Origin of the sequence: Gottfriedia sp. OAE603 (genome assembly GCF_040543965.1) — a bacterium.
GTDB lineage: Bacteria > Bacillota > Bacilli > Bacillales > Bacillaceae_G > Gottfriedia > Gottfriedia solisilvae.
This window is the reverse complement of record NZ_JBEUNN010000001.1, coordinates 4,027,501-4,053,710: the sequence shown is the minus strand read 5'-3', so window position 1 is coordinate 4,053,710 and position 26,210 is coordinate 4,027,501. Positions and strand designations below refer to the sequence as shown.

Below are 26,210 nucleotides of genomic sequence, written 5' to 3'. Positions count from 1 at the left end.
TTTATATAATATAGTAAATCCAGTTATACAACTTAAGGAGGAGCATTTTTTTTATGTCAATTGAGGTAGGCAGCAAAGTAAGTGGGAAAGTTACAGGAATTACAAATTTTGGTGCTTTCGTAGAGTTACCAGAAGGAGTAACTGGACTTGTTCACATTAGTGAAGTAGCTGACAACTATGTTAAAGATATTAATGAACATTTAAAAGTTGGCGATGAAGTCGAAGTAAAAGTTATCAATGTTGAAAAGGACGGTAAAATTGGACTTTCAATTAAAAAAGCGAAAGAACGTCCACCAGTGAAAGAGGGAGAGCGTGAGCAAAGACCTCGCACAAGTAGACCTGCTTATGGTGGCGGTGGCGGTGGAAACCGTGGTAAAAACCAAAATCGTTCAGATCAACGTCCAGTTAAAGAAACATTTGATCAAAAAATGAGTAAATTTTTAAAAGACAGTGAAGATCGCCTAGCTTCTTTAAAACGCAACACAGAATCTAAGCGCGGTGGTCGTGGAGCTCGTCGAGGTTAATTTGCTACCTTGTCAGGACATAAATGATTATATAGAACACGCACTCAGTAAGTGAGTGCGTTTTTTGTATGTAAGGAATCAGTTGTTATAAGGGACGAAATGAATGTTAAAAAACATGTAATCTATGAAAAAAATATATTGACGGGTATATTTACCCATGCTATTATAAATCTTGTCGTTTAAATTATATGGCGGTGTAGCTCAGCTGGCTAGAGCGTACGGTTCATACCCGTGAGGTCGTGGGTTCGACTCCCTCCGCCGCTACCATATATTTTACGGCCCGTTGGTCAAGCGGTTAAGACACCGCCCTTTCACGGCGGTAACACGGGTTCGAATCCCGTACGGGTCATATCTTCTAGAAAAAACGTCTAGTCTCAAATAGAGGCTAGACGTTTTTTGTTTATTCTTAGATAAGTGTAACTGCCTGTGATGGTATATGATTATCCTAACTCTAATATTGGTTCAGGTGGTTTGCGCCTGACCGTTAAATCTATTAAATAATTCATGTCCCATATCCTTACTTTTTAATTCCTATTCTATTTTTTTATAGACATATTATTTAAGAAATTCGCTTCTTTTACTTGATTAGAGTAATTCTGATGCTAGGTTTTCTCATAATTTGTAAAACAGTTGTAGGATAAAGCTTTTTCCGTCGAAGGAAACTTTTATTATCCTTTGTCATTTTGACATATTCTTGCAACGGGACAAGTTAAAATATGGACATAAACTAAATCGGATGGGGTGGGAACATGTCTAAATTACAAAGAGGATCTTCTAATACTTCACCAAGCTTGATCCCTATGAACGGATTTCAATCTATTTTTCGGCAGTCCTCTAAGTCGATAAAGCCTAAGTTAGAAAAGGCACTATTTGATTGGGGGCTATTAATCTTTATAACTGGTTTTCTATTAGGACGTGCGTTGATTTTATCAAATATTCTCCCTTTTGTTTTACCGTTTTTTGCCTCTGTTTATATGATGAAACGCGAACGCACTGGTGTAGCCTTTATCGCACTAATGGCAGGTGCAGCAACTGTCTCGCTTGAAACAGCTAGCTATGCGTTTTCCACTGTCATATTATTCTTTATCCTCAATATTTTCTTTTCAAGAATTAAACGCCATTATGTTGGACTTGTTCCATTTCAAGTATTTTTATCAGTATTTCTAAGTCACTTACTAATCTCATATGCTTTCCAACAAGAAGTATTAATGTATGATGTCTTAATGGCATCGGTTGAAGCTGGGCTAAGCTTTATCCTGACGATGATATTTTTCCAAAGTGTACCTTTACTTGCCATTCCAAAAAGAAAACAACTTTTAGGTGTTGAGGAAATTGTCTGTCTGGTGATTTTATTAGCTTCAGTTGTGACGGGGACAACTGACTGGTATATCCAAGACCTTTCAATTCAGCATATCGTTACGAGATATATCGTTTTAGTTTTCGCGTTTGTTGCAGGTGGAACGGTTGGATGTACTGTTGGTGTTGTAACGGGATTAATTTTAAGCCTTGCAAGTGTATCAAGTTTATATCAAATGAGCTTGTTAGCATTTTCTGGATTATTAGGAGGTTTGTTAAAAGAAGGCAAACGTCTTGGAGCATCAGCGGGATTACTAATAGGTACTTGCTTAATTAGCTTCTATGCTGCAAAGCAATCTGATATCATCTTTTCAATTATAGAATCAGTTATAGCAATTTTGTTGTTTATTTTAACGCCTACAATTTTGTTAAAACAATTAGCGAAGTTAGTTCCAGGTACAGAAGAACATTCTACAGATCAACAACAATATCTTCGCAAAATACGGGATTTAACAGCTAATCGAATCAATCAGTTTTCGAATGTATTCGAAGCATTATCAGCAAGTTTTTCTCAACCAAGTCAATTTTCCAAAATAGAAGATGAATTAACAGATGAAGAGTTGTTTATTTGTAGTATTTCAAACAAATGCTGTAATAGTTGTTTAAAGAAAGATCATTGTTGGTCAAATCATGGTGATCGCACATATCAATACATGGAAAATATGATGGATCTTGTTGAGAAGGACAAGCTCATTAAAAATGGTCAATTTATGAGAGAGTGGGAAAAGTATTGTCAACGTTCTTCAAAAATGGCTGACCTGATGAAACAAGAAGTGTTTTATTTCCGAGCTAATCAACGACTAAAGAAGCAAGTCCAAGAAAGTAGAAGACTAGTAGCGGAACAATTAAAAGGCGTTTCGAAAGTAATGGTTGATTTTGCACAAGAAATCCAACGTGAAAAAGAAAATCACCAATTGCAAGAAGATCAAATTCTTCAAGCTTTACTAAACTTCGGAATCGATGTAAGCCAAGTTGAAATATACAATTTAGAGCAAGGGAATATAGATATTGATATTCTTATACCTTTTGAGAATGAGTATGGTGAATGTCAAAAATTAATTGCGCCTATTTTATCAGATATTTTAAAAGAGACGATTGTCGTGTTAAAAGAAGAATCGGCTGCAATTCCGAATAGTGGACATTACTTAGTTACATTTGGTTCTGATAAAGCCTATGTCATTGAAACAGGGGTAGCTACTGCTGCAAAAGGTGGTGGATTCATTTCCGGAGATGCCTTTAAAATCATGGATGTAGGAGCAGGAAAACATGCAATTGCAATTAGTGATGGAATGGGTAATGGCGAACGCGCTCATATTGAAAGTAATGAAACATTAAAGCTATTACAAAAAATATTAAACTCTGGCATTGAAGAAACTGTTGCGATTAAATCAATTAACTCAATATTATCCTTACGTACAACGGAGGAGGTATTTGCTACATTAGATTTAGCGATGGTCGATTTACATGATGCATCAGCAAAATTCTTAAAAATTGGCTCATCACCGAGTTTTGTTAAGCGAGGTAAACAAGTTATCAAAATAGAAGGAAGTAATCTTCCAATTGGAATTATTGATGACTTTGATGTAGAAGTTGTTAGCGAGCAATTAAAAGCTGGTGATTTATTAATCATGATGAGCGATGGAATTTTTGAAGGACCTAGACATGTAGAAAATTATGAAATGTGGATGAAACGAAAAGTAAGTGAATTAGAAACGGATGATCCTCAAGCAGTTGCTGAATTACTACTAGAGGAGGTTATTCGATCAAATACTGGAGATATCAATGATGATATGACTGTAGTCGTTGCAGTTGTTAAACGAAATATGCCTAAATGGTCTTCTATTGCTTCATACAGTGCAATGGCTTAGTAAATAAAATTATATAAGGTTTATCCCCTCCCATATTTGGACAAAATGGTAACAACTTTTATGCGGAGGGGATTTAGTATGTATAAGGGAAAGTTAAAACAAATTCTATTAATTACTGATGGTTATTCAAACCACGGGGAAGATCCATTAGCGGTAGCTAGCTTAGCAAAAGAATATGGCATTACAGTAAATGTTATCGGTATTTTAGATGAAAAGTCTAAAAGTGGGGATGGTTTAAAAGAAATAGAAGATATTGCAATTGCTGGTGGAGGGATTAGCCAAATTGTTTATTCAAAGCAACTCTCTCAAACAGTTCAAATGGTTACAAGAAAAGCAATGACACAGACAATTCAAGGTTTTGTTAATAAGGAATTAAAACAAATATTAGGTTCAAGTAATTCAATTGAATCGCTTCCTCCATCAAAGCGTGAAGAGGTTTATGAGGTTGTTGAAGATATTGGAGAAACTGTTAGTTTAGAAGTTATTATTTTAGTAGATACAAGTGCTAGTATGAAAGATAAGTTAGAAACTGTAAAAGAATCATTGTTTGATCTACAAATCAGCTTAAATTCAAGAACTGGTGATAATGCATTTTCATTATTTATATTTCCAGGGAAACATAATGATGTTGATAAAATACTCGACTGGACGCCTAAGTTGGAAAAGCTAAATACAATTTTTCCTAAGTTAACAATGGGTGGTCTAACGCCGACTGGTCCAGCTTTACGAGAAGCTCTAAATTATTTTAACGACCAAAGCTATAGTAGGGGTAAATACGATGGTGATGATGAACAATCAATCGAATGGGCAGATTAATTTAGCGGCAGGTACTCTAATTACTGGTAAGTGGAATAAAAATCAATATAAAATTAAGAGTCTATTAGGAAACGGGGCAAATGGTACCGTATATCTGGCTTTATCTAAAAACGGTGAAATTGCATTAAAGTTGAGTAAAGATTCTACAAATATAACGAATGAAGTAAATGTACTTAAAAAAATTACAAAGGTCCAAGGTTCATTCCTCGGGCCTTCTTTTATAGATGTGGATGACTATATAGATCCATATACGAAAGAAAGTTATTATTTTTATGTGATGGAATATGTTAACGGGGTCAGCTTGCCTCAATTCATTGAACGAAATGGAATGGAATGGAGCAGTATTTTTATCATCCAACTTCTATCTTTATTATCCAAACTACATGATAAGGGATATATTTTTGGAGATTTAAAGACCGACAATTTACTAGTCACTAAAGAGCCCTATAAAATTCAGTGGATTGATTTCGGTGGCGTAACTCAAATGGGAAGGGCAGTAAAAGAATTTACGGAGTTTTTCGATCGAGGATATTGGGGATTAGGCTCTAGGAAAGCGGAAGTCTCCTACGATTTATTTTCTGTATCGATGATTTTTATTAATTTACATTCTAAAAAGCAATTTTTGAAAAATGGACAAGGTATTAAACAAATTGAACAAGTCATTTATCAAACGCCATCACTAAAACCTTATAAAGAGTTTTTATTAAAGGGATTAGAAGGTAAATATACAAGCGCCGACCAAATGAAGCAGGATTTACTAATGCATGAACAGAAGATTACGAAAAGAAATCATCAAATGAAAAAAGTATCTAAAACATCAAATGCAAAGACTCCGAATATAACTAGATCCGGGCAAGCCGCAACTAGAACTCAAGTTAAAGTGATGCAAAAGAAAAAAAGAAGCCATTGGTTTGAAACCTCAACAATTGTTTTACTATTGGGATTAGCTTATGCCTTGTATTTTTATTATCAGCTTTAATCATAGTACTCCAAGTGTAGTAATGATAACATATATATATAATTTTGCTTTTCATTAGGAGTAGGAATAAATGGTTATTAATCAATTGAAGGATTTTATCAAACAAAATAGAATTCCATCAAAAAGTTGTATTGTCATCGGTGTTTCTGGCGGACCAGATTCAATGGCTTTGGCTCATGCATTTTCATCGGTAAGAGAAGAGTATGATTTCTCATTAGTCGTTGCTCATGTTGATCATATGTTTAGGGGACAAGAGTCATTAGACGATTTAGAATATGTAAGAAACTGGTGTCTCCTAAACAATGTTGTATTTGAAGGCGAGAGGATAAATGTTAATCAGTTTATAGAAGAAACTGGTTTAAGCTCTCAGCAAGCTGCAAGAGAATGTCGATATCAATTTTTTGATAAAATCATGAAGAAATATCATGCAAACTTTTTAGCGCTCGGTCATCATGGTGAAGATCAGATTGAAACAATATTAATGAGACTTGTTAGGGGAAGCTCTACAGTAGGTTATGCTGGAATAAGAGAAAGACGTCCATTTAGTGCAGGAGAGATTATACGACCTTTTTTAGAGCTTAGAAAACATGATTTAATTTCTTATTGTCAAGATCATCAAATAACTCCTCGTCAAGACCCAAGCAACGCTAAAAACGTTTATACGAGAAATCGCTTTAGACATCAAGTACTTCCATTTATTTTTGAGGAGAACCCAATAGCTCATAAACGATTCCAAACGTTTAGCAGACAACTTCTTGAAGATGAGCACTATTTAATGGAATTATCTGTAGAAGCTTTGAATACAGTTATAAAAAATAAACAAAAACAAGCAGTTACTATTGATATAGAACTGTTATTAAAAATGCCTATATCTTTACAAAGAAGATGTATTCAACTAATATTAGAATATGTTTACCTACATATCCCTAATGGCTTGACACAAGGTCATATAAATTCAATTCTGACTTTGTTTAAGGACGGAAAAACTGCTTGGGAACAGCATTTACCTGAAGGTTTAATCGTAACACGCTCTTATGATGAATGTTCATTTGCGTTCACGGATGTGAATGTGAAGTATTATACTATTTCAATTCAAGAGCCAGGTATATATGAAACTCCGAACGGTTTTACGTTTAAAATTGAATATATAAGCGAATATCATGACTCAAAAAATGATATGTTTATTTGCTCAATTAAAGATGTATCTTTTCCACTCATCGTTCGAAATAGAAAGAATGGTGACAGAATGTCATTAAAGGGTATGAATGGGTCAAAAAAGATAAAAGATATATTTATTGATGAAAAAATGAAACTATCATTACGCAATGAATGGCCGATTGTTACCGATAGTCAAGATCAGATCCTTTGGATTCCATTCGTAAAAAAATCTGCTTTTGAAAGAAATTTTTCGGTTGATGAACCACTTATTGCAATACAGGTCGTTTCAAAGAGTTTCTAGGAGGAAAAAATGAAACAAGACATTCAACAAGTATTAGTTAGTGAAGAGGCAATTCAAGAAAAAGTGAAAGAATTAGGTAAAGTCCTAACAGAAGAATACAAAGATCGCTTTCCACTTGTAGTGGGTGTTTTAAAAGGTGCTCTTCCTTTCATGTCTGATTTAATTAAACATATCGATACATATATTGAAATCGATTTTATGGACGTTTCAAGTTATGGACATAGCACAGTTTCTTCTGGTGAGGTAAAAATCGTCAAAGATTTAAACACTTCTGTCGAAGGAAGAGATGTCGTTATTCTAGAAGATATTATTGATAGTGGTCTTACATTAAACTATTTAGTTGAATTATTTAAACACCGTAAAGCTAATACAGTAAAGATTGTAACTTTATTAGATAAGCCAAGCGGTCGTAAAGCAAACATTGAAGCAGATCTTGTAGGTTTTGAAGTACCTGATGCTTTCGTAGTTGGATATGGTTTAGATTATATCGAACGTTATCGAAATCTGCCTTATGTTGGCGTTTTAAAGCCTGAAGTTTATACGAAATAAGTCAAGTTTTATTCGTTTGTTTACATAGTATAACTATGCTACTATATAAAGTAATCAAATCGAAAGAGAGGAGGTTTGGAATGAATCGAATTTTCCGTAATACAGTCTTTTACATATTAATCTTCTTAGTTGTGATCGGCGTTGTTACATATTTCAATGGGTCCGAATCTCAAGTAAAGAAAGTAAGTTACGATAAATTTTATAATGCGTTACAGCAAGGTGAAGTTACTAAATTCGAGTACCAACCTAAAAATGGAGTATACATAGTAAGAGGGCAATTTGAAGGTGCGAAAAAAGGAGAACAATTCCAAACACAAGTACCTATTAGCGATGAAACAACTAAAATCATAAATGCTGCAATCGCAGAAAAAGATACAGTTGTAGACGTTAAGCAAGCTGAAACAACAAGTGCATGGGTTCAAATACTTACTTCGTTAATCCCATTTGTTATCATTTTCATTCTGTTCTTCTTCTTGATGAATCAAGCTCAAGGTGGCGGAAGCCGTGTAATGAACTTTGGGAAGAGCAAAGCACGTCTTTATAATGACGAAAAGAAAAAAGTGCGTTTTAAAGATGTTGCAGGTGCAGATGAAGAGAAACAAGAGCTTGTTGAAGTTGTTGAATTCTTAAAAGATCCGCGTAAATTCTCAGAACTTGGTGCAAGAATACCAAAAGGGGTACTTTTAGTAGGACCTCCAGGTACTGGTAAAACATTATTAGCGCGAGCTGTAGCTGGAGAAGCTGGTGTACCATTCTTCTCAATCAGTGGTTCTGATTTCGTTGAAATGTTTGTCGGAGTAGGTGCTTCTCGAGTTCGTGATTTATTTGAAAATGCGAAGAAAAATGCGCCATGTATCATTTTCATTGATGAAATTGATGCAGTAGGTCGTCAACGTGGTGCTGGATTAGGTGGAGGTCACGATGAGCGTGAGCAAACACTTAACCAATTACTTGTAGAAATGGATGGTTTCGGTGAAAACGAAGGAATCATTATCATTGCTGCAACAAACCGTGCTGATGTACTAGACCCAGCGTTATTACGTCCGGGACGTTTTGATAGACAAATTACAGTTGACCGTCCAGATGTTGTGGGACGTGAGGCAGTATTAAAAGTTCATTCAAGAAACAAACCATTAGATCCGGAAGTAGATTTAAAAGCGATCGCGCAAAGAACACCTGGATTTTCTGGTGCAGACTTAGAAAACTTATTAAACGAAGCAGCTTTAGTAGCAGCTCGTCGTGATAAAAAGAAAATTGATATGCTTGATATTGACGAAGCAACTGACCGAGTAATTGCTGGTCCTGCTAAGAAAAACAAAGTCATATCTGAAAAAGAACGTAAAATTGTTGCGTTCCACGAGGCTGGTCACACAGTAATTGGCCAAGTGCTTGATGAAGCTGAAATGGTACACAAAGTAACAATCGTACCTCGTGGTCAAGCTGGTGGTTACGCAGTTATGTTACCAAAAGAAGATCGATACTTTATGACGAAGCCAGAATTACTAGATAAAATTACAGGTTTACTTGGTGGACGTGTAGCTGAAGAAGTAGTGTTTGGTGAAGTAAGTACAGGTGCTCATAATGACTTCCAACGTGCAACAGGTATCGCTCGTCGTATGGTTACTGAATTTGGTATGAGTGATAAATTAGGTCCACTTCAGTTCGGTCAATCTCAAGGAGGTAACGTATTCCTTGGAAGAGACTTTAATAATGAGCAAAATTACAGTGATAAGATTGCTTATGAAATTGACGTGGAAATTCAAACAATTATTAAAGACTGTTACGCAAAGGCAACTGATATTATCACGAAGCACCGCGATAAATTAGACTTACTTGCTAACACTTTATTAGAAGTAGAAACGCTAGATGCTAAAGCGATTAAGAGTCTTTGGGAACAAGGTACACTTCCTACATCAACAGCTTCTACTGACGAGGTTAAAGTTAACATTGCTCCTAAAAAGGACGATGAACCAACTGAACCAAAAATTACAGAATAAAAATAGAGAGTGTCTATCCAGACACTCTTTCTTTTTTTGTTCTCAAAGCAACTATTTTTAATCTAATAATAACTTGTGTTATCATATTTTTTATAGTGATAAAAATGAGGTTTGAAACGAAAAATATAAAAAATTATCGGTTTTATTTCTGAAATGGAGAGTCGGTGGATATTATGTTATTTGTAATAGATGTTGGAAATACAAATACTGTTCTTGGTGTATATCAAGAAGATGAATTAATACATCATTGGAGAATCGAAACAAATCGATATAAAACAGAAGATGAATATGGAATGGTGATTGGTTCATTATTACAATATGCAGGAATACAGTTTGGTGAATTCCACGCGGTGATTATCTCATCAGTAGTCCCACCTATCATGTTTTCGTTAGAAAGAATGGCTACGAAATACTTTAAACAAAAACCATTAATTGTTGGTCCTGGAATTAAGACAGGCTTAAACATTAAATATGATAATCCGAAAGAAGTCGGTGCAGATCGAATTGTAAATGCTGTTGCTGGAATTGCGCAATATGGTAGTCCTCTAATTATTGTAGATTTTGGTACAGCTACGACATATTGTTATATTGATGAAAATAAAAATTATATTGGTGGAGCGATTGCACCAGGAATTAATATTTCCACAGAAGCACTTTATACAAAGGCTTCTAAGTTACCACGAATTGAACTAACTAGACCATCTAATATTGTTGGCCGAACAACAGTTGAGGCAATGCAGGTTGGGATTCTCTATGGTTATGTTGGTCAAGTTGAAGGTATTGTGAAACGAATGAAAGAACAGGCAAAGGTAGAACCTACTGTAATAGCAACTGGTGGTCTTGCATCTTTAATATCTAAAGAGTCGGATATTATTGATGTGATGGATCCATATTTAACATTAAAAGGATTACATTTAATTTATAAACGAAATTCATAAAAAGGAGTTTATCATGAAGGATTATTTAGTAAAAGCATTGGCTTTTAATGGTGAGGTACGTGCATATAGTGTTAGATCAACAAACATCGTAAGGGAAGCGCAAGAACGTCATGATACATGGTCAAATGCATCTGCAGCTTTAGGTCGTACGTTAACTGCTGGAGCTATGATGGGTGCTATGCTTAAAGGTGAGGAAAAATTAACACTTAAGATTGAAGGTAATGGTCCACTTGGACATATTTTAGTTGATAGTAATGCAAAAGGTGAGGTTCGTGGCTATGTTGCGAATCCACATGTACAAACTGAACTGAATCAATTTGGAAAAATTGATGTTGCTAAGGCAGTTGGGACAGTAGGCACAGTATCAGTAGTAAAAGATATTGGTATGAAAGAGCCATTTACTGGTCAAGTACCAATTGTATCTGGTGAGCTAGGAGAAGATTTCACATACTATTTTGCAGTATCAGAGCAAACACCTTCATCTGTAGGGGTAGGTGTTCTAGTAAACCCTGATCATACGATTTTGGCTAGTGGAGGATTTATTATTCAAATCCTACCTGGCGCAAACGACGAGTGTATTACAAAAATTGAAAATCGCTTAAAGACAATTAAACCAGTTTCTAAATTAATTGAAGAAGGACTTACTCCGGAAGAAATTCTATATGAAGTTTTAGGGAAAGAAGATGTACGAATCTTAGAAACAATGGATGTAAAATTCCAATGCCAATGCTCTAGAGAAAGAATCGAAGGGGCATTAGTTAGTATAGGTAAACAGGAACTACAACTAATTTTAGAAGAAGATGGTGAGGCAGAAGTTAAATGTCATTTCTGTAACGAAGCTTACCATTTTTCAGAAGAGCAATTAAAAGAATTAATCAGCCAAATGTAAGGTGAAAATTTAGGAATTTGTCAGATAAACCATTCATAATTTGTTATGTAGGCATACAAGTTTGTGAATAGTATAAATTGTTTGACAGATTCTTTTCTTTTTATAATAATGTATATTAAACAGGTCAATATACTTGGGATTAGGAGTGAAGGGAAATGAAGGTTGCAAATTCGGTTTATGAATTAATCGGTCAAACTCCAATAGTGAAACTAAACAGATTTGTAGAAGAGGACAGTGCGGAAATTTACTTAAAACTGGAGTTTATGAATCCAGGTAGCAGTGTAAAGGATCGTATTGCTTTAGCAATGATTGAGGATTCAGAGAAAAAAGGCTTATTAAAACAAGGCGACACAATTATCGAACCAACTAGTGGAAACACAGGGATTGGACTAGCGATGGTTGCTGCTGCTAAAGGTTATAAAACAATATTAGTAATGCCAGAAACGATGAGTATTGAAAGACGCAATCTTCTACGTGCTTATGGAGCAGAATTAGTATTAACACCAGGTCCAGAAGGTATGGGTGGAGCAATTCGTAAAGCAGATGAGCTTGCAAAAGAACATGGATACTTTATTCCGCAGCAATTCAAAAATTTATCAAATCCTGAAGTACATCGTTTAACAACGGGTCCTGAGATAGTTGATCAAATGGGCGAACAATTAGATGCATTTGTTTCAGGTGTTGGTACAGGTGGTACAATTTCTGGTGCTGGAGCAGTATTAAAAGAAGCATATCCAGGTATAAAAATTGTAGCTGTTGAGCCTGAAGATTCACCGGTTTTATCAGGTGGTAAACCAGGACCACATAAAATTCAAGGAATAGGTGCAGGATTTATTCCAGACATCTTAAATACTGAAATTTATGATGAAGTTATTCAAATTAAAAATGATGTAGCAATGGAGACTGCAAGAAAAGTAGCAAAAGAAGAAGGAATCTTAGTTGGTATTTCTTCTGGAGCAGCTATCAATGCAGCTCAACAAGTCGCTAAAAAGCTAGGAAAAGGTAAGAAAGTGCTAGCTATTATTCCAAGTAATGGTGAGCGTTACTTAAGTACCGCTTTATATCAATTCGAATAAAATAAAGTTTAAACAATCCCTTTGCTTAAGGCGGAGGGATTTTTTGTTATTCAATGAAATGCTTTGATGTATAGTTCCTAATTTTTGTGTAAAATGAAAAAAGGAAGCAATCAGAGGGGGATTTCTCATGAAGTATGAAATATTTTCAAAAGTATTAAATTTTAATAAATCTTTCTTCAACCACTTTGTAGAGATGGTCAAAGATAAAAAGAATGCCGTACTACTTGAAAGTGGACGTGATGGAAGATATTCAATTATGGCATCAAATCCCGTTGCAAAAATTTATGGCAAACATAATCAGTTAACAATAGAAGATCATTTAGGAAAAACAGAAGAGAACGGTAATCCGATTGATTTGGCGAAAAAGTATTTAACGAAATTCACAATCAAAAAGCGCGATGATTTACCTCCATTTCAAGGTGGAGCGATTGGGTATTTCACATATGATTGCAATCGTTATATCGAGGACATTCCAAGTCTTGCAGAAGACGTATATAACATACCTGATGTATATTTACTTGTATTTCATGAGGTTATCATTTTCGACCATAAAGACCAGTTATTATATTTAATTGCGATTGATGAAATTGAAAATAAAGAGACTGCATTAGAGAAGTTAGAAGTACTAGAAGCATTCTTTATAAAAGAAGTGGAAAAAATAAAAATAGATACAAAAAGCTCCGATCAGCTTCAAAAAACAGTTTATATGTCTGAGGATATCTTTACTGAGGCTGTAGGGAAGGTAAAGGATTATATTGGTGCTGGTGATGTATTTCAAGTGAATTTATCTGTTCTTCAATCAGAAACATTGGTTACAGACCCGATTCATATTTACGAGCAATTAAGAGAAATCAATCCTTCTCCATATATGTCATTTTTAGAATTTGATGAATTTCAAATTGTAAGTTGTTCACCAGAGCTACTTGTAGCAAAGAGAGACCAAGAAGTTTGGACAAGACCAATCGCTGGTACGAGGTCTCGAGGTAACACACCTGAGGAAGAAGCTCAATTAATGGAAGAACTACGTTCGAATGAAAAAGAACAGGCTGAACATATTATGTTAGTTGATTTAGAGCGTAATGATTTAGGACGAGTATGTAAATATGGTTCAGTCGAAGTGGATGAGTTATTAGTAATTGAGAAATACTCACATGTTATGCATTTGGTTTCAAATGTACGAGGAGAATTAAAAGAAGATAAAGATTCATTTGATTTGCTAAAAGCAGTATTTCCCGGGGGAACAATTACAGGTGCACCTAAAATCCGCACAATGGAGATTATTGAGGAGCTAGAGCCAACCAAACGAGGAATTTATACAGGTTCGGTTGGTTGGATTAGCTTTACAGGTGATATGGAGTTAAATATTACAATCCGAACTATGATTACGAAGGATCAACAAGCATATGTACAAGCAGGAGCGGGTATCGTAATTGATTCAAACCCTAAGCACGAGTATTTGGAAAGCATTAAGAAAGCTCAAGCGTTATGGACGGCAAAGAAGGTAAGTGAACAAAAAGCTAAGTTAGGTGGTATACAAGCATGATTTTAATGATTGATAACTACGATTCTTTTACTTACAACCTTGTACAATATTTAGGTGAACTAGGTGAAGAACTGGTTGTAAAAAGAAACGATGAAATCACTTTAGAGGAAATAGAAGCTATGGCCCCTACTTATTTGATGATTTCACCAGGACCATGTACTCCAAATGAAGCAGGTATAAGTTTAAAAGCCATTGAATATTTCGCCGGTAAAATTCCTATTTTAGGTGTATGTTTAGGTCACCAGTCGATTGCTCAAGTGTTCGGTGGTGAAGTAATACGTGCAAAAACACTTATGCATGGTAAGACATCTTCTATTACTCACGAAGGCATGGGGTTATTTAGCGACTTGCCATCACCGATTGATGTGACGAGGTATCACTCTTTAATTGTTGATGAGAAAAGCTTCCCAGATCAATTACAAGTTACCGCTTGGACAAGTGATGGAGAAATAATGGCCTTAAAACATAAAACATTGCCTATTGAAGGTGTTCAATTCCATCCTGAATCAATTATGTCTCAGTTTGGAAAAGAGATGCTTAAGAACTTTTTAGAGTTATATAAACCATCTAGGAGTAAAGTATGAAGATTTACTTCAATGGAGATTACTTAAATGATTTTGAAGTGAAGATTTCTCCATTTGATCATGGGTTTTTATATGGATTAGGTGTGTTTGAGACATTTAGAATTTATGATGGACACCCATTCCTATTATTCGATCATCTTAATCGTTTAAGAAATTCCTTAAATGAATTAAATATTGAGTGGAATATGTCAAATGACGAAATACGAGATATATTAATTCAATTAGTTGAGATGAACAATTTAAACAATGCTTATATTCGTTTAAATGTTTCTGCAGGCGATGGAGAGATTGGTCTATATACGGGAATGTATCAAAAACCAAATACGATCATCTTTGTTAAACCAATGCCCCATTCAAACATTACTGAAAAGGAAGGGGTCATTCTACATACACCAAGAAATTCTCCTGAAGGTAAAGAAAGATTAAAGTCGCATCATTATCTAAATAATATTATTGGTAAGAAAGAAATCGGTAGCTCCCCTAGTTTAGAAGGGATTTTTTTAACGAAGGAAGGATACATTTCCGAGGGGATCGTTTCAAATATCTTTTTTATAAAGAATGGTAGAATGTATACTCCTCACATCGATACTGGAATATTAAATGGGATTACAAGACAATTTGTACTTCATTGGTCAAATATAAACGGTATTATTTGCGAAGAAGGTTTCTATACAGAAGCAGAGTTGATTGATAGTGATGAGATTTTTATTACAAACTCAATCCAAGAAATGATTCCAATTACGACAATTGATAAGCATGAATATGTCTTACATGAGGACAGTCTTATTTATAAACTTCAAAAAAATTATCATAACTACACATCACGTTTATTTAGCAGATATGAATTAGAAAGGAGTGAATAATCATGAGAAGAGCAAGAACACCTTTGCTTTGCGGGAATTATTCATTACCAATACACAATGAAACAATTATTATGGGAATTTTAAATGCCACGCCAGACTCATTTTCCGATGGTGGCAAATATAACGAGGTAGAACTAGCCATTCAACATGCAAAGAAACTAATTGCTGATGGAGCGAAGATTATAGATGTAGGCGGAGAATCTACAAGACCTGGAGCGGCAGTGGTAAGTGAGGAAGAAGAAATTAAACGGGTTGTTCCAATCATCAAAGCTCTTTCTGATGAAATAGACGTTCCGATTTCAATAGACACATATAAATCTGAAGTAGCAAAACAAGCAGTTGAAGCTGGTGCAACAATCATTAATGATGTTTGGGGAGCGAAAAAAGATCCTCGTATTGCAGAAGTTGCAGCATCTTACAATGTTCCAATTTGTTTAATGCATAATCGAACAAGCGAAAATTATTACAGTTTGATGAGCGATTTGATATGTGATTTAGTTGAAAGTATTCAAATTGCAAAGCGTGCTGGTGTAAAAGATGAGATGATTATTCTCGATCCAGGAATCGGATTTGCAAAGACAGCTAAACAAAATTTAGAAGTAATGAATCAATTAGAGCAAATTAAATCTCTAGATTACCCAGTTCTACTTGGTACTTCGAAAAAAAGATTTATTGGACAAGTCCTTGGAACTGAAGTCGATGAGAGATTGGAAGGGACAGGAGCGACTGTTTGTCTTGGTATAACAAAGGGTTGTGAAATCATACGAGTTCATGATGTTCTTCCGATTTCTCGAATGGCTAAAATGATGGATGCAATGTTACAGATAGGAGATCAATAATGGATAAAATTTATGTAACAGGGATGAAATTCTATGGGTACCACGGTGTTTACAAAGAAGAGAAAACACTTGGACAACGATTTAATGTGGATTTAATTGTCGAATTAGATACAAAAAAAGCAGGAAAAACGGATGATTTGGCGTATTCAGTAAGTTACGCAGATTTATTCAAGACATGCGAAGAAGTCGTTCAAGGTAAACCGTATGATTTAGTTGAGGCAGTGGCTGAAGAGGTTGCCTCACAAATATTACATACATACGATTTAATACAGCAATGTACAGTGAAAGTGATCAAACCAGATCCGCCGATACCGGGTCATTATGATTACGTAGCAGTAGAAATAACAAGGGGCCGTCATGAATAATCAATCATACATAAGTTTAGGTACGAATATAGGAGATCGAGAAGGTTTTCTTAAAAAAGCAACACAAGAAATCGGACAACATGAAAGTATAATTCTTGAACAAGTTTCATCAATATATGAAACAGATCCAGTAGGTTACATTGATCAAGAACCATTTCTAAATTTAGTCATTAAAATTTCTACCAATTTAACGCCGCTACAATTGCTTGAAGCAACACAGAATATAGAAAAAAATCTTGGTAGAAAGAGAGAAATACGATGGGGTCCAAGAACAATAGACCTTGACATTTTACTCTATAATCAAGAAAATATAGAAGTTGAGCACCTAAGAATACCTCACCCTAGAATGTTTGAAAGAAGCTTTGTATTAATACCTTTAAAAGAAATTAACCCATCATTTAAGGTTGAAAATAAATTGTTAGAAGACAAAGGGGTACGATTATGGAAGCAGAAAAATGGGGGAGAAGAATTAGGGCTTTTAGAAAGTTAAAAGGCTATACCCAAGAAGGTTTTGCAAAAAATCTAGGCGTATCCGTTTCCGTTCTAGGAGAAGTTGAACGTGGGAATCGTATGCCATCGGAACAGTTTTTGCATGAGTGTGCAAAACAATTAAAAGTAAGTGTAGAGGAACTATCGATATAGATTTTAGGTTTGAAGTAAAATGGAAGGAGGATGGGATGTGCTGAAAATTGGTGACATCGAGATGAAAAATCCCGTCGTACTAGCACCAATGGCCGGGGTATGTAACTCGGCTTTTAGATTAACTGTAAAAGAATTTGGCGCAGGATTAGTTTGCGCTGAAATGGTAAGTGATAAAGCGATTCTTCACAACAACAAAAGAACATTAGATATGCTATATATGGATGAACGAGAAAAACCATTAAGCTTACAAATCTTTGGTGGTGAAAAATCATCATTAGTAGAAGCTGCTAAGTACGTAGATCAAAATACAAATGCAGATATTATTGATATTAATATGGGTTGCCCTGTACCAAAAATAACAAAAGTTGATGCAGGTGCAAAATGGTTACTAGACCCTAATAAGATTCATGAAATGGTTTATGCAGTATCTCAAAATGTAAGTAAACCAGTAACTGTTAAAATGCGACTTGGTTGGGATGATGATCATATATATGTAGTGGAAAATGCAAAAGCTGTTGAAGCTGCTGGCGGAAAGGCTGTTGCAATTCATGGTCGTACACGCTATCAAATGTATGAGGGTAAATCTGATTGGAGCTGGATTAAAGAAGTTAAAAATCAGGTTTCAATTCCAGTTATCGGAAATGGTGATGTAGAATCGCCTCAAGATGCTAAGCGTATGTTAGATGAAACTGGCTGTGATGGTGTAATGATTGGTAGAGCGGCACTAGGAAATCCTTGGATGATTTATCGTACGGTTAAGTATCTGGAATCAGGCATTTTAATGCCAGAGCCAGCACCGCGTGAAAAAATTGATGTATGTCTGTTGCATATGGACCGATTAATTGAATTGAAAAATGAACATGTTGCTGTATTGGAAATGAGAAAACATGCTGCATGGTATTTAAAAGGTATGAAAGGTACTACAACAGTTCGTAACCAAATCAACGAAGTGAATACTCGAGAAGAAATGGTTAATCTATTAACGGCGTATGTTAATGATGTAGAAGCGAAAATGGAAGCTGTTGAAGCTTTGTAAGTTTGACAGGTTTCCCTTGACAAAATATAATATGATATAGTAAACAAAACTGCCAGATAGATACCTGGCAGTTTTTCTATTAAAATCAAATTGTATTTATATACTTATTAATAAAAACGTGGAGATGAGAAGATGAGTCACGAAGAATTAAATGACCAAGCCCTGATTCGTAGGGAAAAATTGAAAACTCTTGAAGAAAAAGGAATCGATCCTTTCGGTAAAAAATTTATACGTTCACACTCTTCAAGTGAACTATTAGCACAGTTTGATCAATTTTCTAAAGAAGAATTAGAAGAAAAAGCAATTATAGTTTCATTCGCAGGCCGTGTAATGACGAAACGTGGTAAAGGGAAAGCTGGATTTGCTCACGTACAAGATTTAAATGGACAAGTTCAAATCTATGTTCGTAAAGATGCTGTAGGTGAAGAGAGCTACGAAATCTTTGATATTACTGACCTAGGTGACATTGTTGGTGTTAAAGGTGAAGTATTTAAAACAAATGTTGGAGAATTATCTATTAAGGTAAAGGAATATACTTTCCTAGCGAAAGCATTATTACCTCTTCCAGATAAGTTCCATGGTTTACAAGATGTGGAACAACGATATCGCCAACGTTACTTAGATTTAATGAACATGGAAAGTCGTCAAACGTTCATTTCTCGTAGTAAAATCATCCAATCAATGAGACGTTACTTAGATAGCCAAGGTTATTTAGAAGTTGAAACGCCTATGTTGCATGCAATCGCAGGCGGAGCTTCAGCTAGACCGTTTATCACACATCATAATGCACTTGATATGGAATTATATATGCGTATCGCTATTGAGTTACACTTAAAACGATTAATCGTGGGTGGACTTGAAAAAGTTTATGAAATCGGTCGTGTATTCCGTAACGAAGGTATTTCAACTCGTCATAATCCAGAGTTTACTATGATTGAATTATATGAAGCTTATGCAGATTATCAAGATATCATGGAACTGACTGAGAACTTAATAGCTCACATTGCTAAAGAAGTTTTAGGTACAACAACGATCCCTTATGGTGAGTATACAGTTAACTTAGAGCCAAAATGGACAAGACTTCATATGGTTGATGCTATTAAAGAAGCATGTGGAGTGGATTTCTGGCCTGAAATGTCAGTAGAACAAGCAAGGGATTTTGCTAAAGAGCATAATGTAGAGATTAATAACAATATGTCTGTAGGACATATCATTAATGAGTTCTTTGAACAAAAAGTAGAAGAAACATTAATTCAACCTACATTTATTTATGGTCATCCGGTTGAAATTTCACCATTAGCGAAAAAGAACGCAGATGATCCTCGTTTCACAGATCGTTTTGAATTATTTATCGTAGCTCGTGAGCATGCAAATGCATTCACAGAGCTAAATGATCCAATTGATCAAAAACAACGCTTTGAAGCTCAATTGAAAGAACGTGAGCTTGGAAATGATGAAGCGCATATGATGGATGATGATTATATCGAAGCATTAGAACATGGTATGCCACCAACTGGAGGATTAGGAATTGGTATCGACAGACTAGTTATGTTGTTAACTAACTCGCCTTCAATTCGTGACGTATTATTATTCCCGCTTATGAGACATAAATAATATAGAATTTGGCTGACTAAACGAATACAGTTTAGTCAGCTTTTTTAATTCTTTCTGTCCATTTAGTATCGTATTGACGTTAAGAAAAGCGTACTTAATTAAACTCAATTTGCACATAGATTAGAATGTAGATTCTGAATAAAAAGAATTTAAATTTAGGTATTGTGTTTATAGTTTTTTGATGTTATATTATTAAACGTTGTCACATTAAAACGATGTCGACGACAAAAGAAAAAATCAAAAAAACATTGACAACATTTGAAAGAAAATGTTACGATGTTTAAGTCGCTTCTGAAGCGACGAAGTGAACTTTGAAAACTAAACAAAACATGAAGTGAAACGTCAATTATTAGTTTTTTGAGCAATACAAGATTTAAACTTAACTATTATGGAGAGTTTGATCCTGGCTCAGGACGAACGCTGGCGGCGTGCCTAATACATGCAAGTCGAGCGGACTTGTAGGAGCTTGCTCCTGCAGGTTAGCGGCGGACGGGTGAGTAACACGTGGGCAACCTACCTGTAAGACTGGGATAACTTCGGGAAACCGGAGCTAATACCGGATGACATAAAGGAACTCCTGTTCCTTTATTGAAAGATGGCTTCGGCTATCACTTACAGATGGGCCCGCGGCGCATTAGCTAGTTGGTGAGGTAACGGCTCACCAAGGCGACGATGCGTAGCCGACCTGAGAGGGTGATCGGCCACACTGGGACTGAGACACGGCCCAGACTCCTACGGGAGGCAGCAGTAGGGAATCTTCCGCAATGGACGAAAGTCTGACGGAGCAACGCCGCGTGAACGATGAAGGCCTTCGGGTCGTAAAGTTCTGTTGTTAGGGAAGAACAAGTGCTAGTTAAATAAGCTGGCACCTTGACGGTACCTAACCAGAAAGCCACGGCTAACTACGTGCCAGCAGCCGCGGTAATACGTAGGTGGCAAGCGTTGTCCGGAATTATTGGGCGTAAAGCGCGCGCAGGCGGTTTCTTAAGTCTGATGTGAAAGCCCCCGGCTCAACCGGGGAGGGTCATTGGAAACTGGGAAACTTGAGTGCAGAAGAGGAAAGTGGAATTCCAAGTGTAGCGGTGAAATGCGTAGAGATTTGGAGGAACACCAGTGGCGAAGGCGACTTTCTGGTCTGTAACTGACGCTGAGGCGCGAAAGCGTGGGGAGCAAACAGGATTAGATACCCTGGTAGTCCACGCTGTAAACGATGAGTGCTAAGTGTTAGAGGGTTTCCGCCCTTTAGTGCTGAAGTTAACGCATTAAGCACTCCGCCTGGGGAGTACGGTCGCAAGACTGAAACTCAAAGGAATTGACGGGGGCCCGCACAAGTGGTGGAGCATGTGGTTTAATTCGAAGCAACGCGAAGAACCTTACCAGGTCTTGACATCCTCTGACAACCCTAGAGATAGGGCGTTCCCTTCGGGGACAGAGTGACAGGTGGTGCATGGTTGTCGTCAGCTCGTGTCGTGAGATGTTGGGTTAAGTCCCGCAACGAGCGCAACCCTTGATCTTAGTTGCCAGCATTCAGTTGGGCACTCTAAGGTGACTGCCGGTGACAAACCGGAGGAAGGTGGGGATGACGTCAAATCATCATGCCCCTTATGACCTGGGCTACACACGTGCTACAATGGATAGTACAAAGGGTTGCAAGACCGCGAGGTGGAGCTAATCCCATAAAACTATTCTCAGTTCGGATTGTAGGCTGCAACTCGCCTACATGAAGCCGGAATCACTAGTAATCGCGGATCAGCATGCCGCGGTGAATACGTTCCCGGGCCTTGTACACACCGCCCGTCACACCACGAGAGTTTGTAACACCCGAAGTCGGTGGGGTAACCTTTTAGGGGCCAGCCGCCTAAGGTGGGACAGATGATTGGGGTGAAGTCGTAACAAGGTAGCCGTATCGGAAGGTGCGGCTGGATCACCTCCTTTCTATGGAGACATCATGAACCGTTGGTTCATGCATGAAAAGATGTTTCTTCATTGTTTTGTTTAGTTTTGAGAGTTCACTCTCAATTTGTACCTTGAAAACTAGATAATGTCATTCATTAAACTGCGTAAGTTTAATTTAAGTTTTAAAATTAGTTAAGTTAGAAAGGGCGCACGGTGGATGCCTTGGCACTAGGAGTCGATGAAGGACGGGACTAACACCGATATGCTTCGGGGAGCTGTAAGTAAGCTTTGATCCGGAGATTTCCGAATGGGGGAACCCACTACTCGTAATGGAGTAGTATCTTTACCTGAATACATAGGGTACTGAGGACAGACCCAGGGAACTGAAACATCTAAGTACCTGGAGGAACAGAAAGCAAAATGCGATTTCCTGAGTAGCGGCGAGCGAAACGGAAGATAGCCCAAACCAAGAGGCTTGCCTCTTGGGGTTGTAGGACACTCTATACGGAGTTACAAAGGAACGGGGTAAATGAAGCGACCTGGAAAGGTCCGTCGAAGAAGGTAAAAACCCTGTAGTTGAAACCTCGTTCCCTCTTGAGTGGATCCTGAGTACGGCGGAACACGTGAAATTCCGTCGGAATCTGGGAGGACCATCTCCCAAGGCTAAATACTACCTAGTGACCGATAGTGAACCAGTACCGTGAGGGAAAGGTGAAAAGCACCCCGGAAGGGGAGTGAAAGAGAACCTGAAACCGTGTGCTTACAAATAGTCAGAGCTCGTTAATGAGTGATGGCGTGCCTTTTGTAGAATGAACCGGCGAGTTACGATCCCGTGCAAGGTTAAGTTGAAGAGACGGAGCCGCAGCGAAAGCGAGTCTGAATAGGGCGATATAGTACGTGGTCGTAGACCCGAAACCGAGTGATCTACCCATGTCCAGGATGAAGTTCAGGTAACACTGAATGGAGGTCCGAACCCACGCACGTTGAAAAGTGCGGGGATGAGGTGTGGGTAGCGGAGAAATTCCAATCGAACTCGGAGATAGCTGGTTCTCCCCGAAATAGCTTTAGGGCTAGCCTTATGTGTTAGAGTCTTGGAGGTAGAGCACTGATTGGACTAGGGGCCCCCAACGGGTTACCGAATTCAGTCAAACTCCGAATGCCAATGACTTATCCATAGGAGTCAGACTACGAGTGATAAGATCCGTGGTCAAGAGGGAAACAGCCCAGACCGCCAGCTAAGGTCCCAAAGTATACGTTAAGTGGAAAAGGATGTGGAGTTGCTTAGACAACCAGGATGTTGGCTTAGAAGCAGCCACCATTTAAAGAGTGCGTAATAGCTCACTGGTCGAGTGACTCTGCGCCGAAAATGTAACGGGGCTAAACGTATCACCGAAGCTGCGGATTGATACCGTATGGTATCAGTGGTAGGGGAGCGTTCTAAGGGCGTTGAAGCTAGATCGTAAGGACTGGTGGAGCGCTTAGAAGTGAGAATGCCGGTATGAGTAGCGAAAGACGGGTGAGAATCCCGTCCACCGTATGCCTAAGGTTTCCTGGGGAAGGCTCGTCCTCCCAGGGTTAGTCAGGACCTAAGCCGAGGCCGACAGGCGTAGGCGATGGACAACAGGTTGATATTCCTGTACCACCTGATTTCCGTTTGAGCAATGGAGGGACGCAGAAAGATAGGGTAAGCGCGCTGCTGGATATGCGCGTCCAAGCAATTAGGCTGATGTGTAGGCAAATCCGCACATCGTTAAGGCTGAGTTGTGATGGCGAGGGAAATATAGTACCGAAGTTCCTGATTCTACGCTGCCAAGAAAAGCTTCTAGCGAGGAAATAGGTGCCTGTACCGCAAACCGACACAGGTAGGCGAGGAGAGAATCCTAAGGTGAGCGAGAGAACTATGGTTAAGGAACTCGGCAAAATGACCCCGTAACTTCGGGAGAAGGGGTGCTCTTTTGGGTGCAAGCCCGGGAGAGCCGCAGTGAAAAGGCCCAAGCGACTGTTTAGCAAAAACACAGGTCTCTGCGAAGCCGTAAGGCGAAGTATAGGGGCTGACGCCTGCCCGGTGCTGGAAGGTTAAGAGGAGGGGTTATCCCTTACGGGAGAAGCTCTGAATTGAAGCCCCAGTAAACGGCGGCCGTAACTATAACGGTCCTAAGGTAGCGAAATTCCTTGTCGGGTAAGTTCCGACCCGCACGAAAGGCGTAACGATTTGGGCACTGTCTCAACCATAGACTCGGTGAAATTATAGTACCTGTGAAGATGCAGGTTACCCGCGACAGGACGGAAAGACCCCGTGGAGCTTTACTGCAGCTTGATATTGAATTTTGGTACAGCTTGTACAGGATAGGTAGGAGCCTGAGAAGCCGGAGCGCCAGCTTCGGTGGAGGCGTCGGTGGGATACTACCCTGGCTGTATTGAAATTCTAACCTAGAGCCGTTATCCGGCTCGGAGACAGTGTCAGGTGGGCAGTTTGACTGGGGCGGTCGCCTCCTAAAGAGTAACGGAGGCGCCCAAAGGTTCCCTCAGAATGGTTGGAAATCATTCGAAGAGTGTAAAGGCATAAGGGAGCTTGACTGCGAGACCTACAAGTCGAGCAGGGACGAAAGTCGGGCTTAGTGATCCGGTGGTTCCGCATGGAAGGGCCATCGCTCAACGGATAAAAGCTACCCCGGGGATAACAGGCTTATCTCCCCCAAGAGTCCACATCGACGGGGAGGTTTGGCACCTCGATGTCGGCTCATCGCATCCTGGGGCTGTAGTCGGTCCCAAGGGTTGGGCTGTTCGCCCATTAAAGCGGTACGCGAGCTGGGTTCAGAACGTCGTGAGACAGTTCGGTCCCTATCCGTCGTGGGCGCAGGAAATTTGAGAGGAGCTGTCCTTAGTACGAGAGGACCGGGATGGACACACCGCTGGTGTACCAGTTGTTCTGCCAAGAGCATGGCTGGGTAGCTATGTGTGGAAGGGATAAGTGCTGAAAGCATCTAAGCATGAAGCCCCCCTCAAGATGAGATTTCCCATAGCGTTAAGCTAGTAAGACCCCTGAGAGATGATCAGGTTGATAGGTCAGAGGTGGAAGCGTGGTGACACGTGGAGCTGACTGATACTAATCGGTCGAGGACTTAACTAACAAGTTTGATAATGACATTATCTAGTTTTGAGGGTATAAAAAGCGTAAGCTTGTAAAATATCCTTTAAAAAAGTATTGACTTTGATTGATATTTTGTTATAATAATCAATGTCCCAAAGAAAATGAATCAAGTGATGATAGCGAAGAGGTCACACCCGTTCCCATACCGAACACGGCAGTTAAGCTCTTCAGCGTCGATGGTAGTTGGGGGTTTCCCCCTGTGAGAGTAGAACGTCGCTTGGTTTTGATGGAGGATTAGCTCAGCTGGGAGAGCACCTGCCTTACAAGCAGGGGGTCGGCGGTTCGAGCCCGTCATCCTCCACCATATGCCGACTTAGCTCAATTGGTAGAGCAACTGACTTGTAATCAGTAGGTTGAGGGTTCAAGTCCTTTAGTCGGCACTCTTTACGAGCCATTAGCTCAGTAGGTAGAGCATCTGACTTTTAATCAGAGGGTCGAAGGTTCGAATCCTTCATGGCTCACCATTTTTTTGTAAATAATGCATGCGGGTGTGGCGGAATTGGCAGACGCACCAGACTTAGGATCTGGCGCCTATGGCGTGGGGGTTCGAGTCCCTTCACCCGCACCATTTATTTGTTAAACAGTATATATGCGGAAGTAGTTCAGTGGTAGAATACAACCTTGCCAAGGTTGGGGTCGCGGGTTCGAGCCCCGTCTTCCGCTCCACATATGCTGCCGGGGTGGTGGAATGGCAGACACACAGGACTTAAAATCCTGCGGGGGTTGACCCCGTGCCGGTTCGAGTCCGGCCCTCGGTACCATTTTTAATATGCGCCCGTAGCTCAATTGGATAGAGCGTTTGACTACGGATCAAAAGGTTATGGGTTCGAGTCCTTTCGGGCGCGCCATATTACGGGAAGTGGCTCAGCTTGGTAGAGCACCTGGTTTGGGACCAGGGGGTCGCAGGTTCAAATCCTGTCTTCCCGACCATTTTCATTACGGGGCCTTAGCTCAGCTGGGAGAGCGCCTGCCTTGCACGCAGGAGGTCAGCGGTTCGATCCCGCTAGGCTCCACCATTTATATATGATCCTTGAAAACTAAACAAAACATGAAGTAAAACGTCAATTATTAGTTTTTTTGAGCAATACAAGATTTAAACTTAACTATTATGGAGAGTTTGATCCTGGCTCAGGACGAACGCTGGCGGCGTGCCTAATACATGCAAGTCGAGCGGACTTGTAGGAGCTTGCTCCTGCAGGTTAGCGGCGGACGGGTGAGTAACACGT

At 38.6% G+C, this 26,210-nt stretch carries 19 protein-coding genes, 11 tRNA genes and 4 rRNA genes (1 of these 34 running past the window's edge); all 34 read left to right on the top strand.

Annotation, left to right across the window (positions count from 1 at the left end; all coding sequences use genetic code 11):
• Positions 1–53 precede the first annotated feature (53 nt).
• Positions 54–524 carry a S1 domain-containing RNA-binding protein gene (locus ABID96_RS20465; protein WP_088004059.1) on the top strand — a complete coding sequence of 157 codons (471 nt, stop codon included), beginning with the start codon at positions 54–56 and terminating at the stop codon, positions 522–524.
• Between the two features lie 190 nt (positions 525–714).
• Positions 715–791, top strand: a tRNA-Met gene (locus tag ABID96_RS20460).
• Between the two features lie 10 nt (positions 792–801).
• A tRNA-Glu gene (locus tag ABID96_RS20455) sits at positions 802–873 on the top strand.
• Positions 874–1,273: 400 nt separating this feature from the next.
• A complete protein-coding gene (gene spoIIE / locus ABID96_RS20450; RefSeq protein WP_192604362.1) occupies positions 1,274–3,748 on the top strand; it encodes a stage II sporulation protein E in 2,475 nt (824 codons plus the stop codon).
• 60 nt (positions 3,749–3,808) lie between these two features.
• Positions 3,809–4,564: a VWA domain-containing protein gene (locus tag ABID96_RS20445; protein WP_483301295.1), complete on the top strand. Its 756-nt coding sequence runs from the start codon at positions 3,809–3,811 to the stop codon at positions 4,562–4,564.
• Positions 4,527–5,543: a protein kinase domain-containing protein gene (locus tag ABID96_RS20440; protein ID WP_192604360.1), complete on the top strand. Its 1,017-nt coding sequence runs from the start codon at positions 4,527–4,529 to the stop codon at positions 5,541–5,543. Before ABID96_RS20445 ends, ABID96_RS20440 begins: the two co-directional genes overlap by 38 nt.
• Before the next feature lie 70 nt (positions 5,544–5,613).
• Positions 5,614–7,002 carry a tRNA lysidine(34) synthetase TilS gene (gene tilS / locus ABID96_RS20435; protein ID WP_192604359.1) on the top strand — a complete coding sequence of 463 codons (1,389 nt, stop codon included), beginning with the start codon at positions 5,614–5,616 and terminating at the stop codon, positions 7,000–7,002.
• A gap of 9 nt (positions 7,003–7,011) precedes the next feature.
• On the top strand, positions 7,012–7,551 hold the full coding sequence (gene hpt / locus ABID96_RS20430; protein WP_088004071.1) for a hypoxanthine phosphoribosyltransferase: 540 nt from the start codon (positions 7,012–7,014) through the stop codon (positions 7,549–7,551).
• An 80-nt stretch (positions 7,552–7,631) separates the two neighbouring features.
• Complete coding sequence (gene ftsH, locus ABID96_RS20425) at positions 7,632–9,548, top strand: ATP-dependent zinc metalloprotease FtsH (protein WP_192604358.1); 1,917 nt, start codon at positions 7,632–7,634, stop codon at positions 9,546–9,548.
• 173 nt (positions 9,549–9,721) lie between these two features.
• On the top strand, positions 9,722–10,486 hold the full coding sequence (locus ABID96_RS20420; RefSeq protein WP_192604357.1) for a type III pantothenate kinase: 765 nt from the start codon (positions 9,722–9,724) through the stop codon (positions 10,484–10,486).
• Positions 10,487–10,499: 13 nt separating this feature from the next.
• Entirely contained in the window at positions 10,500–11,375 is an 876-nt protein-coding gene (gene hslO, locus ABID96_RS20415) for an Hsp33 family molecular chaperone HslO (protein ID WP_192604356.1), read from the top strand.
• 155 nt (positions 11,376–11,530) lie between these two features.
• Positions 11,531–12,451, top strand: coding sequence for a cysteine synthase A (gene cysK, locus ABID96_RS20410; protein WP_088004081.1), 921 nt, complete (start codon positions 11,531–11,533; stop codon positions 12,449–12,451).
• Positions 12,452–12,578: 127 nt separating this feature from the next.
• A complete protein-coding gene (locus tag ABID96_RS20405) occupies positions 12,579–13,994 on the top strand; it encodes an anthranilate synthase component I family protein (protein ID WP_192604355.1) in 1,416 nt (471 codons plus the stop codon).
• Positions 13,991–14,578, top strand: a complete 588-nt coding sequence (gene pabA, locus ABID96_RS20400) for an aminodeoxychorismate/anthranilate synthase component II (RefSeq protein ID WP_192604354.1) — start codon at positions 13,991–13,993, stop codon at positions 14,576–14,578. Before ABID96_RS20405 ends, pabA begins: the two co-directional genes overlap by 4 nt.
• Positions 14,575–15,441, top strand: coding sequence for an aminodeoxychorismate lyase (pabC, locus tag ABID96_RS20395; RefSeq protein WP_192604353.1), 867 nt, complete (start codon positions 14,575–14,577; stop codon positions 15,439–15,441). The genes pabA and pabC overlap by 4 nt, the downstream gene beginning before the upstream one ends.
• A gap of 2 nt (positions 15,442–15,443) precedes the next feature.
• Positions 15,444–16,280, top strand: coding sequence for a dihydropteroate synthase (folP, locus tag ABID96_RS20390; protein WP_192604352.1), 837 nt, complete (start codon positions 15,444–15,446; stop codon positions 16,278–16,280).
• Positions 16,280–16,645: a dihydroneopterin aldolase gene (gene folB, locus ABID96_RS20385; RefSeq protein ID WP_088004091.1), complete on the top strand. Its 366-nt coding sequence runs from the start codon at positions 16,280–16,282 to the stop codon at positions 16,643–16,645. The genes folP and folB overlap by 1 nt, the downstream gene beginning before the upstream one ends.
• Positions 16,638–17,135, top strand: coding sequence for a 2-amino-4-hydroxy-6-hydroxymethyldihydropteridine diphosphokinase (gene folK / locus ABID96_RS20380; protein ID WP_192604351.1), 498 nt, complete (start codon positions 16,638–16,640; stop codon positions 17,133–17,135). The genes folB and folK overlap by 8 nt, the downstream gene beginning before the upstream one ends.
• Positions 17,087–17,287 carry a helix-turn-helix domain-containing protein gene (locus ABID96_RS20375; RefSeq protein WP_088004095.1) on the top strand — a complete coding sequence of 67 codons (201 nt, stop codon included), beginning with the start codon at positions 17,087–17,089 and terminating at the stop codon, positions 17,285–17,287. The genes folK and ABID96_RS20375 overlap by 49 nt, the downstream gene beginning before the upstream one ends.
• A gap of 37 nt (positions 17,288–17,324) precedes the next feature.
• Entirely contained in the window at positions 17,325–18,323 is a 999-nt protein-coding gene (dusB, locus tag ABID96_RS20370) for a tRNA dihydrouridine synthase DusB (RefSeq protein ID WP_192604350.1), read from the top strand.
• Positions 18,324–18,455: 132 nt separating this feature from the next.
• Positions 18,456–19,937 carry a lysine--tRNA ligase gene (gene lysS, locus ABID96_RS20365; protein WP_088004100.1) on the top strand — a complete coding sequence of 494 codons (1,482 nt, stop codon included), beginning with the start codon at positions 18,456–18,458 and terminating at the stop codon, positions 19,935–19,937.
• Positions 19,938–20,322: 385 nt separating this feature from the next.
• Positions 20,323–21,872, top strand: a 16S ribosomal RNA gene (locus ABID96_RS20360).
• A gap of 151 nt (positions 21,873–22,023) precedes the next feature.
• A 23S ribosomal RNA gene (locus tag ABID96_RS20355) occupies positions 22,024–24,963 on the top strand.
• Between the two features lie 127 nt (positions 24,964–25,090).
• Positions 25,091–25,206: ribosomal RNA gene (gene rrf, locus ABID96_RS20350) — 5S ribosomal RNA — on the top strand.
• A 6-nt stretch (positions 25,207–25,212) separates the two neighbouring features.
• A tRNA-Val gene (locus tag ABID96_RS20345) sits at positions 25,213–25,288 on the top strand.
• Between the two features lie 3 nt (positions 25,289–25,291).
• Positions 25,292–25,364, top strand: a tRNA-Thr gene (locus ABID96_RS20340).
• A gap of 8 nt (positions 25,365–25,372) precedes the next feature.
• Positions 25,373–25,448, top strand: a tRNA-Lys gene (locus tag ABID96_RS20335).
• 20 nt (positions 25,449–25,468) lie between these two features.
• Positions 25,469–25,552: transfer RNA gene (locus ABID96_RS20330), tRNA-Leu, on the top strand.
• 23 nt (positions 25,553–25,575) lie between these two features.
• Positions 25,576–25,650 (top strand) — tRNA-Gly (locus ABID96_RS20325).
• Between the two features lie 8 nt (positions 25,651–25,658).
• Positions 25,659–25,745, top strand: a tRNA-Leu gene (locus ABID96_RS20320).
• Positions 25,746–25,755: 10 nt separating this feature from the next.
• Positions 25,756–25,832 (top strand) — tRNA-Arg (locus tag ABID96_RS20315).
• A gap of 5 nt (positions 25,833–25,837) precedes the next feature.
• A tRNA-Pro gene (locus tag ABID96_RS20310) sits at positions 25,838–25,914 on the top strand.
• 10 nt (positions 25,915–25,924) lie between these two features.
• Positions 25,925–26,000 (top strand) — tRNA-Ala (locus ABID96_RS20305).
• A gap of 89 nt (positions 26,001–26,089) precedes the next feature.
• A 16S ribosomal RNA gene (locus tag ABID96_RS20300) occupies positions 26,090–26,210 on the top strand (it continues 1,429 nt past the right edge of the window).
• Together the 16S, 23S and 5S rRNA genes with 9 tRNA genes alongside form the textbook arrangement of a ribosomal RNA operon.